The 9,508-nt window shown below is 70.5% G+C and carries 11 protein-coding genes; 5 read left to right on the top strand and 6 right to left on the bottom strand.

The annotated features are described in order from the left end of the window. Positions 1 to 242 precede the first annotated feature (242 nt). Both ABZ260_RS38925 and ABZ260_RS38920 read left to right on the top strand, forming a co-directional pair. On the top strand, positions 243 to 1,082 hold the full coding sequence (locus tag ABZ260_RS38925) for an NUDIX hydrolase (protein ID WP_355627517.1): 840 nt from the start codon (positions 243 to 245) through the stop codon (positions 1,080 to 1,082). Then, on the top strand, positions 1,079 to 1,867 hold the full coding sequence (locus ABZ260_RS38920; protein WP_350930150.1) for an MBL fold metallo-hydrolase: 789 nt from the start codon (positions 1,079 to 1,081) through the stop codon (positions 1,865 to 1,867). Before ABZ260_RS38925 ends, ABZ260_RS38920 begins: the two co-directional genes overlap by 4 nt. A 109-nt stretch (positions 1,868 to 1,976) precedes the next feature. Here ABZ260_RS38920 and ABZ260_RS38915 read toward each other — a convergent pair whose 3' ends face one another. After that, positions 1,977 to 2,657 carry a Crp/Fnr family transcriptional regulator gene (locus ABZ260_RS38915; RefSeq protein ID WP_355627520.1) on the bottom strand — a complete coding sequence of 227 codons (681 nt, stop codon included), beginning with the start codon at positions 2,655 to 2,657 and terminating at the stop codon, positions 1,977 to 1,979. An 87-nt stretch (positions 2,658 to 2,744) separates the two neighbouring features. Between ABZ260_RS38915 and nth the strand changes: the two genes are divergently transcribed. Then, complete coding sequence (gene nth, locus ABZ260_RS38910; RefSeq protein ID WP_355627513.1) at positions 2,745 to 3,464, top strand: endonuclease III; 720 nt, start codon at positions 2,745 to 2,747, stop codon at positions 3,462 to 3,464. A 118-nt stretch (positions 3,465 to 3,582) separates the two neighbouring features. Then, complete coding sequence (locus tag ABZ260_RS38905; RefSeq protein WP_355627510.1) at positions 3,583 to 4,227, top strand: CoA pyrophosphatase; 645 nt, start codon at positions 3,583 to 3,585, stop codon at positions 4,225 to 4,227. Here ABZ260_RS38905 and ABZ260_RS38900 read toward each other — a convergent pair. Beyond that, complete coding sequence (locus ABZ260_RS38900; RefSeq protein ID WP_350958926.1) at positions 4,177 to 4,728, bottom strand: HEAT repeat domain-containing protein; 552 nt, start codon at positions 4,726 to 4,728, stop codon at positions 4,177 to 4,179. The two genes, ABZ260_RS38905 and ABZ260_RS38900, sit on opposite strands and share 51 nt — an antisense overlap. Positions 4,729 to 4,800: 72 nt before the next feature. On the opposite strand from ABZ260_RS38900, the gene ABZ260_RS38895 reads away from it, so the two are divergent. Continuing rightward, on the top strand, positions 4,801 to 5,997 hold the full coding sequence (locus ABZ260_RS38895; protein ID WP_355627507.1) for a MarP family serine protease: 1,197 nt from the start codon (positions 4,801 to 4,803) through the stop codon (positions 5,995 to 5,997). Here the strand turns inward: ABZ260_RS38895 and ABZ260_RS38890 are convergent, their stop codons facing one another. The 4 genes from ABZ260_RS38890 to ABZ260_RS38875 all read right to left on the bottom strand — a co-directional run. Continuing rightward, a complete protein-coding gene (locus ABZ260_RS38890; protein ID WP_355627504.1) occupies positions 5,998 to 6,501 on the bottom strand; it encodes a DUF309 domain-containing protein in 504 nt (167 codons plus the stop codon). Further along, positions 6,498 to 7,421, bottom strand: a complete 924-nt coding sequence (locus ABZ260_RS38885; RefSeq protein ID WP_355627501.1) for an alpha/beta hydrolase — start codon at positions 7,419 to 7,421, stop codon at positions 6,498 to 6,500. Before ABZ260_RS38885 ends, ABZ260_RS38890 begins: the two co-directional genes overlap by 4 nt. Then, entirely contained in the window at positions 7,418 to 7,885 is a 468-nt protein-coding gene (locus tag ABZ260_RS38880) for a phage holin family protein (protein ID WP_355627498.1), read from the bottom strand. The genes ABZ260_RS38885 and ABZ260_RS38880 overlap by 4 nt, the downstream gene beginning before the upstream one ends. 470 nt (positions 7,886 to 8,355) lie before the next feature. Next, on the bottom strand, positions 8,356 to 9,508 hold a 1,153-nt coding region (locus ABZ260_RS38875), incomplete at its 5' end, for an AMP-binding protein (protein ID WP_355627495.1).

Here is a 9,508-nt window from a genome sequence, read left to right as displayed (position 1 = left end):
TCCCCCCCCCGCCGCACTCCCTATCCCCGCGCGGCCACCCCGGCGGCCGACGGGCGGCCACCGCCCGCCGGGGGCGGTGGCGGCGCCGGGGGCCCCGCGGGGGGCCGCCCCCCCGGCGGCCCCACCCGCCGGCGCGGCGCGCCGGGAGGCGGGCGCCGGGAGGGACCCCGCGATTGTCCGGGGCGGTGCCGTGCCACATGATGGACCCGGCAACCGAGTGATGTTCTGGCGGAGGGTCTCAAATGGACGGTATCCCGCTTCCCGGTGAGTTCGGTGAGCGTGCACGCGACATTCTGGCCGGGCGGATCGCGCCGGTCCCCGCGCGAGATGCCGCCACCGTGGTCATCCTCCGCGAGGACGCCGGTCAGGTGGAGGTCTACCTGCTGAGGCGCAAGGCGAGCATGGCCTTCGCCGCCGGGGCCTACGTCTTCCCCGGCGGGTCGGTCGACCCGCGCGACACCGACCAGGAGATCACCTGGGCCGGTCCTTCGCCCGCGGCCTGGGGCGAGGTCTTCCGCGCGGACGAGCAGACCGCGCGGGGCCTGGTGTGCGCCGCCGTGCGGGAGACGTTCGAGGAGTCGGGGGTACTGCTGGCCGGGCCGTCCGCGGAGTCCGTCGTGGCCGACACCACCGGTGACGACTGGGAGGCCGACCGGCTCGCCCTGATCGACAGGACCCTGTCCTTCGCCGACTTCCTCGGCAGGCGCGGCCTGGTCCTCCGCTCCGACCTGCTCCGCCCCTGGGCCCACTGGATCACTCCCGAGGTGGAGAACAAGCGCTTCGACACCCGCTTCTTCGTCGCGGCGCTCCCGCCGGGCCAGCTCACCCGCGACGTCGGCGGCGAGGCCGACCAGGTGGTCTGGGTCCGGCCCGCCGACGCGCTCGGCCAGGGGAGGGCGGGCCAGATCTTCCTGATGCCCCCGACTCATCGCACGCTCACCGAGCTGTGCGCCTACGACAAGGTCTCCGAGACGCTCGCGGCCGAGCGTGAGATCGTGACCTTCATGCCCAAGATCGCCGAAGTGGACGGTGAGATGCGCATCGTGCTCGACGACGACTACGAGTTCGGCGGTTCGCGGTGAGCGGGCTGCGGATCCCCCTGGAGGGGCCCGACGGTGCGGGTACGGAGCACGCGCTCAACCTGCTCGCCCCCAACCCCTCCGAGATGACCCTGGACGGTACCAACACGTGGGTGATCGGCCTCGGTGAGGAGGTGCTGGTCGTCGACCCCGGTCCCGATGACGAGGAGCACCTGGCGCGGGTCGCCGGCCATCTGGAGGGCCGCCGGGTCGCCACGATCCTGCTGACCCACGGGCACCACGACCACAGCGGCGGTGCCGCGAGGTTCGCCGGGCTGGTCGGCGCGCCGGTCAGAGCGCTGGACCCCGCGCACCGGCTGGGTGAGGAGGGGCTGGGCGATGGCGACGTGCTCACCGTCGGGGACCTGGAGCTGCACGTGGTGGGCACGCCAGGCCACTCGTTCGACTCGCTCTGCTTCTGGTTGCCGCGGGACAGGGCGATCCTCACCGGCGACACCGTGCTCGGCCGCGGCACCACCGTGATCGCCTCGGACGGTGACCTGGCCGACTACCTGCGCTCCCTCGACCTGCTCAGAGCGAGGGCCGAGCAGGTCGGGGCGGAGGCGCTGCTGCCCGGTCACGGTCCGGTGCTCCCCGACCCGATCGGCACGCTCGACGGCTACGTCGCGCACCGGCGGCGGCGGCTGGACCAGATCCGGGAGGCCAGGGAACGGGGGGCGACGACGCCCCGCGAGATCGTCGAGATCGTCTACGCGGAGGTGGACAGGTCCCTCTGGTTCGCCGCCGAGATGTCGGTTCGCGCGCAGCTCGCCTATCTGGACGGCTAGGCCCGCCTCTGGCGGACCCCGCCGTGCTGAGGGCCGGCCGGACAGGGCGTCGTGAACTGGAGGGAGAGGCCGCGGCGAGGTCCCGCCGGGCAGCGGGGGACGGGGCCCGTCAGCGCGAGCGGTTGTGCAGCCGCTCCAGGTCCATGATGACCACGGCCTTGGCCTCGATGCGCAGCCAGCCGCGCTGGGCGAAGTCGGCCAGCGCCTTGTTCACGGTCTCACGGGAGGCGCCGACCAGCTGGGCCAGCTCCTCCTGGGTGAGGTCGTGGTGGACCCGCACGCCGTCGTCGACCCGCTGGCCGAAGCGGTCGGCCAGGTCCAGCAGGGCCTTGGCCACCCGTCCCGGAACGTCGGTGAAGACCAGGTCGGCCAGCACGTCGTTGGTACGGCGGAGGCGCTGGGCCAGGGCGCGCAGCAGGTGCAGGGCGACCTCGGGACGACCGGTCAGCCAGGGGCGCAGGTCGTCGTGTCCGAGCCCGGCCAGCAGGACGTCGGTCAGCGCTGTGGCGGACGCCGTACGGGGACGGGGGTCGAACAGGGAAAGCTCGCCGAACATCTCACTCGGACCGAGCACGCTGAGCAGGTTCTCCCGGCCGTCGGGTGCGGTGCGGGAGAGCTTGATCTTGCCTTCGAGCACCACGTAGAGGCGATCCCCGGTCTCGTTCTCGCTGAAAAGGGTCTGCCCTTTGGCGAGGCGTACCTCGGAGATGCTCGTACGCAGCGCGGCCGCGCTCTCACGGTCGAGCGCGGCGAACAGAGGGGCCTTTCCCAGCACGTCGTCGAAGTTCACAGTGCCTCCCGTTTCACGGCTCACGCAGTCATTGTGACCCATCCCACCGAGCGACTCTGCGGGGGGCCTTGAGCGTAGGCTGTCGGAGTGCTCCGCAATGTCAGCCCCGGTGGTGAATCCCGGCTCGCTCTGGTCCGTCGAGCTCGGCGAATGGACCGAATCCTGGCGGAGGCCTATCCCGACGCCCATTGCGAGCTCGACTTTCGCGACCCTCTCGAGCTGTTGGTCGCGACCATCCTGTCCGCACAGTGCACGGACAAAAGGGTCAATACGGTCACTCATGCTCTTTTTGTGAAATATCCCACAGCAGAAGACTACGCCGGTGCGGACCGGGCCGAGTTGGAGGAGATCATCCGGCCCACCGGGTTCTTCCGGGCCAAGGCCAACAGCATCATCGGCATGGCCCAGGCCCTGTGCGAGCGCTTCGGCGGCGAGGTCCCCGGGAGGCTCAATGACCTGGTGACCCTGCCGGGGGTCGGCCGCAAGACCGCCAACGTGGTGCTCGGCAACGCCTTCGGGGTGCCCGGCATCACCGTGGACACCCACTTCCAGCGGCTCACCCACCGCTTCCACTGGACCTCGGAGACCGACCCGGTGAAGATCGAGCGGGTCGTCGCCGAGCTCATCCCGAAGCGCGACTGGACGATGATGTCCCACCGCCTGATCTGGCACGGTCGCCGCGTCTGCCACGCCCGCACGCCGGCCTGCGGAGTCTGCCCGCTCGCCGCGCTCTGCCCCTCGTACGGCATCGGCCCCACGGATCCCGTCCAGGCCGCCAAGCTGGTGCGCCCCGGCCCCTTCTCGTGATCTTTTCCGCACCGCTGTGCTAAGACCGCCTCCGGGTCCTGACGGATCCGCTGACATCCCGCCGGTGCCGGGAAGCGCGGGGCGGGACGCCGTGTTGCAGAGGACCGGAGGTGTGCCCGTGGAAGAGGTTCCCGGATGGTTGGAAACGCTGGCGGAGCGGGTCGCGGGAACGCCGGTGCCCCCGATGCTGCGCCCGCCGGCGTCCGGCGGGCGGTCGGCCGCGGTGCTGCTGCTCTTTGGTGAGGGGCCACTCGGTCCGGACGTGCTGCTCATCCAGCGGAGCTCGAACGGGCGCACACACGCCGGTCAGCCCGCGTTCCCGGGCGGCGGGGTGGACCCGGAGGACGACGGCCCGATCGCCGCGGCGCTGCGCGAGGCCGCTGAGGAGACCGGTCTCGATCCGACGGGCGTCCGGGTGATCGGGACCATGCCCGAGCTGTACGTGAGCCGCAGTGACAACCGGGTGACCCCGGTGCTGGCCTGGTGGCACACGCCCTGCGTGGTCCACGCGGCCTCGCCGGACGAGGTGGAGTCGGTGGAGCGGATCCCGATCCGCGAGCTCGTCGATCCGGCCAACCGGATCAGGCTGCGCCATCCGAGCGGTTACTCGGGGCCGGCGTTCCGGGTGCGCGGGCTGCTGGTGTGGGGGTTCACCGCGGGAGTGCTCGACACCGTGCTCGGCCGTTCGGGTTTCGAGCTTCCCTGGGATCGTTCACGGATCGAGGACATCCCGCCCGACGTCCTCAACCTCGCGTCCCGTTGACAGGGCCAGACCGAGGCGAGCCCAGTCGGCCACATCCCCGTCGGGATCGAGGGTCAGCCGTCTCAGCGCGGCCAGGCCCGTCGGGTCGGGTGGGCTGCCCATGATGTTCGGCAGCGCGTAGGCGGCCCCGTACCTGATCCGGGGGTCGGCGTGTTCGGAGAGGGCGATCACCGACGGCAGCGCGCGGCGGTCCCTGAGGTGGCCGAAGGCGATCAACACCGAGTAGAGCACCAGGCAGTCGTCCTCGCCGACGGACAGGGCGCGGAGCACCGGCAGCGTCCGGTCGACGAAGCCGAGTCGTCCCAGGATGTCGACCCCGAGCATCCGCTCGGCCGCGGTTTTTCCCGAGCAGAGTCTTCGTGCCGCGGTGAAGGTCTCCAGATCGCCCCGTTCCTGCAACCGGGTGATCGCGCGCCAGCGGGCCGCGCCCTCCTGATCTCGCTCCCGTAGCGCGGTCTCGATGAGAGACGCCACGGTCGCCGCTCCTTCGATCATCGCCATCCGGCCACGATAACCGCAGAGACCTCGCAGAAGGTGTGCACGCGCGGGGCAGGGGCTGGATACCGTAAGGGAGTGAGCGGTGATCTCCTCGACCTCATCCTGATCGCCCTGATGGTGGCCTTCGCGGTGTCGGGATACCGCCAGGGGTTCATCATCGGGGCCCTGAGCTTTGTCGGTTTTGTCGGTGGTGGCCTGCTGGGCATGTTCATCGCCCCGCCCATCGCCGGAGCGGTGGTCGACGGTGAGACCGAGCGGGCGCTGCTGGCGATCGTCATCGTCTTCCTCGCCGCCACGATCGGTCAGTTCGCGTCGTCGACGATCGGCGCGGTGGTCCGCAGCCATGTCACCTGGGAGCCCGCCAAGGTCGTCGACGCGGTCGGCGGCACCTTCGCGAGCGCCTTCTCGGTGCTGATCATCGCGTGGCTGATCGGCTCGCTGATCACCTCCTCGCAGTTCACGCTGCTCGGGGAGCAGGTCAGTAAGTCCCTGTTGATCAAAACGGTCGACCAGACGATGCCGAAGCTGGCCAGGGACCTGCAGAAGCCCTTCAGGGACTTCATCGACACCTCCGGCTTTCCCAGGGTGTTCGACGGCATAGCGGGCGGCCAGTTCGTCGAGGTCGCGCCACCCGACCGGAGCGTGACGAAGAGCGCGGCGCTCACCCGGGCCCGCCGGGGCATCGTCAAGGTCCAGGGCGTGGCCTCCAGTTGCCGCAAGCACATCGAGGGCACCGGGTTCGTCTACGCCCAGGACAAGATCATGACGAACGCGCACGTGGTCGCCGGGGTCGACCAGGACCTTCAGGTCATCGACCATCTCAACAACGTCCACTCGGCCCAGGTCGTGCTCTACAACCCCGACAGGGACATCGCGATCCTGCACGTCCCCGATCTGGACCTGCCGATCCTGCGCTTCGACGGCACGGCCAAGAAGGACGACGACGCCATCGTCGCGGGCTTCCCGCACGGCGAGGGTTACACCATGAACCCGGCCCGGATCAGGGACCGGCAGAAGGCTCAGGGTCCCAACATCTACGAGCACAAGACCGTCAACCGGGATGTCTACTGGATCCGCGGCCTGGTCCGGCAGGGCAACTCCGGCGGGCCGCTGCTCACCCCCGACGGCAGGGTCTACGGCGTCGTCTTCGCGGCGGCCACCGACAGGGCGGAGACCGGCTTCGTGCTGACCGCCGCCGAAGTGGCGCCGGACGCCGAAGACGGCTCCAAGCTGTCCAACCGGGTGAACACCCAGGAGTGCACCCGGAGCTGATCAGGCCGCGGACGTCCCATCCGGTGCGGCCCCCGGATCCGCCCCCCTGTGGGGAACCCGGTGCCGGATCAGGTCTCTGATCACGGCGATGGCCGCTTCGGCGTCCAGGTCGTCCAGCTTTCCGACCGCCACGGCCATCTCCTCGTACGGCGTGCCGTACCGGCTGATCCGGTCGGCGCCCCGGGCGAACAGCGTCGCGGCTCCGCCGCGGTTGCCCCGCTGCAGGTGGGTGAGGCCCACGCAGATCTGCGCCAGCCCCTGCCACAGCTCGCGCTCCTGGGCGGGGGAGTTCTTCCAACGGCCTTCCAGCACCTCGTGGGCGTGGAACGGGCGTCCCTCGCCGAGCAGCCTGTGAGCCTCGGAGACGGCTTCCTCCGCGCTTGGCGCGTAGTCGTCCGGGATGCGTTCCACGCCCTCCGCGCCGTACGGGAGCGGCCTCCCGAACGCGTCGCGAGGACGCCGGTTGCGCGGTCTCCCGTCGGCGTCCCGGTCCCGCCCGTTCACCGGTCGGGCTCCGGATCGGACAGCCAGGCGACGAGCTCGGCGTCGAACTCCTCCGGGCACTCCTCGTGCGGGAAGTGCCCGGCGCCCTCGATCAGCCGCCACCGGTAGGGGGCGGCCACGTAGCGGCCCGAGCCCTGGGCGGTGCGGGGCAGGACATGCCGGTCGAACGCGCCGTGCACCTGCAGAGTCGGTACGTTGATCTGGGCGCGCATGGCCCTGGCGTAGCGCCACCCGTCCGGGCGGAGCTGGGAGCGGCCGAACCAGCGGTGGTACTCCAGCGCGCAGTGCGAGACGTTGGGGATGCGGAACGCGTCGCGGTAGGTCTTCGCCACCTCCTCCTGCGGCCAGCCGGGAGCCGACCACTTCTCCAGCAACTGCCCCACCATGGCGCCGGAGTCGGCGGTCAGGCGTCGCTCGGGAAGCAGCGGCAGCTGGAATCCCAGCGCGTAGCGAGCCGCCCTGAACTGGCCGAACGGCTCGGTGAACAGCGCGGTGCGGAGCCGGCGGGGATGCGGCGCGGAGACGGTGACCAGCCGCAGGACCGCCTTCGGGTCCTTCACGGCCATGGTCCAGGCGAGCAGCCCGCCCCAGTCGTGGCCGACGACGATCGCGGAGCTCTCGCCCAGCGCCCTGACCAGCCCGGCCGCGTCGGCGGCCAGGGTGTACAGGTCATAGCCACGGGGCGGCTTGTCACTGGCGCCGTAGCCACGCAGATCGACGGCGACGGCGCGGTAGCCCGCTGCCGGAAGCGAGACGAGTTGGTTGCGCCAGCTCCACCAGAACTGCGGGAATCCGTGGAGCAGTAGTACGAGGGGGCCCGTACCGGCCTCCACGACGTGGAAGCGGGTGCCTCCGGCATGGACCGAGTGGTGGGTCCACGGACCCTCCAGCCTGACCATGGACTCGTCGGGTCTGCTCACTGGCCCGGTCTCACCGGATCGCGGTGGCCGCCCACCTGACCGGCCGTGACCGGAGCGGCGGGAACGGCGTCGACCTCGGCTCCGCTCTTGATGGTCTTGAGCGAGTTCAGGGTCCGCCGCATTCCGGTCAGGCCCTTGAGTCGCCGGATGCCGACGAAGACCAGCAGCCCGGCCACGATCAGATAGAACACGGTGACGATCAGGAAGGCGAGCCAGGTCCACAGGCCCGCGGCGACCAGGCCGTAGGCGATCGCGAACGAGGCGAGGATCAGGCACAGGTGGGCCATGAACGCCGCGGCGCCGAAGAGACCCGCCGCCACGCCGACCCGCTTGGCATCGAACCTGAGCTCTGCCTTGGCCAACTCGATCTCGGCGCGGACCAGTGTGGATATGTGGTCACTGGCCGCAGCGACCAGTGCGCCCAGCGACTCCTCCTGTGGCTCCGCGGGCGGAATATGTGTCATGGACGGTCTCCTATCGAGGGCCTCTGTCAAACATCATGCTGCGCCCTGAGGCGGTCGTGCACGCACACCCGCGGCGGGATCGTCACCGGAGCCGGTGTCGCGAGCACCACTGTGGTTATCGCGCATGTGTCATCGAATATCTGCGTCGTCAAGACTTCAGACTTTAGTCCGGCCGTACCGGGTTGGTGAGGTCCCGGCCGTCCGGTGGCGGGAATCCGCACCACCGGGCGTGCCTTCGGGCCGGCCGGACGTGGAGGCCGGGCAGGATCGCCGACTGGTTCTCCGCCCGCCGTCCTTGATCAGGGCGGCGGCGGGCTGTTTCGGTTCCGGCGCCGGGCGACGACACCGGTGGGGAGGTTGTCACGGCCGGGGGCCACCCCGGCGGCGGGCCGGCGAACATCGCGGCGGCGATGGAGGAGCCGGCCCCGGGTGGGCCAGAGGTCCTGGTCCACCCGGGTCATCCGGTTCGCTCAGTCCTCGCCCTTGGCGCTGGGCAGCTTCTCCGAGATGAGGTTCATCACCGTGCTGTCGGCCAGGGTGGTGACGTCGCCGATGCTGCGGTTCTCCGCCACGTCGCGCAGTAGACGCCGCATGATCTTGCCGGAGCGGGTCTTGGGCAGCTCGGGCACCACCAGGATCTGGCGGGGCTTCGCGATCGGGCCCAGTGTCTTGGACACGTGGGCGCGGAGTTCGGCGGCGATGTCCGCACCTTCCACGGCATCGCCGCGCAGGATCACGAACGACACGATGGCCTGCCCGGTCACCGGGTCGGTCGCCCCGACCACGGCCGCCTCCGCGACCTTCGGGTGGGAGACCAGCGCCGACTCGACCTCGGTGGTGGAGATGTTGTGCCCGGAGACGAGCATGACGTCGTCCACCCGGCCGAGCAGCCAGATGTCGCCGTCCTGGTCCCTCTTGGCGCCGTCGCCCGCGAAGTACATGCCCTCGAAGCGGGACCAGTAGGTGTCGATGTAGCGCTGGTCGTCGCCCCAGATCGTGCGGAGCATCGACGGCCACGGGTCGCGGATCGCGAGGTAGCCGCCACCGCCGTTGCCGACGCTTCGGCCCTGGTCGTCGACCACGTCGGCGGTGATGCCCGGCAACGGGCGCATGGCCGCGCCGGGCTTGCCCTCGGTGACGCCGGGCAGCGGGCTGATCATGATGGCGCCGGTCTCGGTCTGCCACCAGGTGTCGACGACCGGGGTACGGTTGCCGCCGATGTGCTCGCGGTACCAGACGTACGCCTCGGGGTTGATCGGCTCGCCGACGCTGCCCAGGATCCGCAGAGACGACATGTCGTACTTGGCGGGGATGTCGTCGCCCCACTTCATGAACGTGCGGATGGCGGTCGGGGCGGTGTAGAGCAGCGTGACCCCGTACTTCTGCACGATCTCCCAGAACCGGCCGCGGTGCGGGGTGTCCGGAGTGCCCTCGTAGATGACGCTGGTCGCGCCGTTGGCCAGCGGGCCGTACACGATGTAGGAGTGGCCGGTCACCCAGCCGATGTCGGCGGTGCACCAGTAGACGTCCACCCCCGTCGCCGGCGAGATCTGGTACCGCGAGTACAACGACGGCATCACGCTCTCCGACCCTGCCCCGGACGTCGAGTCGGCGTCTCTGCGG

Source organism: Streptosporangium sp. NPDC006013 (genome assembly GCF_040614275.1).
Classification (GTDB): Bacteria; Actinomycetota; Actinomycetes; order Streptosporangiales; family Streptosporangiaceae; genus Streptosporangium.
The sequence above is the reverse complement of the archived record's forward strand: the minus strand, read 5'-3'. Positions and strand labels throughout refer to the sequence as shown.

Bases quoted from the DNA above. Each gene is read 5' to 3' on its own strand.
- ABZ260_RS38880 (WP_355627498.1), bottom strand. From the start codon at position 7,885: ATGACACATATTCCGCCCGCGGAGCCACAGGAGGAGTCGCTGGGCGCA.
- ABZ260_RS38925 (WP_355627517.1), top strand. From the start codon at position 243: ATGGACGGTATCCCGCTTCCCGGTGAGTTCGGTGAGCGTGCACGCGAC.
- ABZ260_RS38900 (WP_350958926.1), bottom strand. From the start codon at position 4,728: ATGGCGATGATCGAAGGAGCGGCGACCGTGGCGTCTCTCATCGAGACC.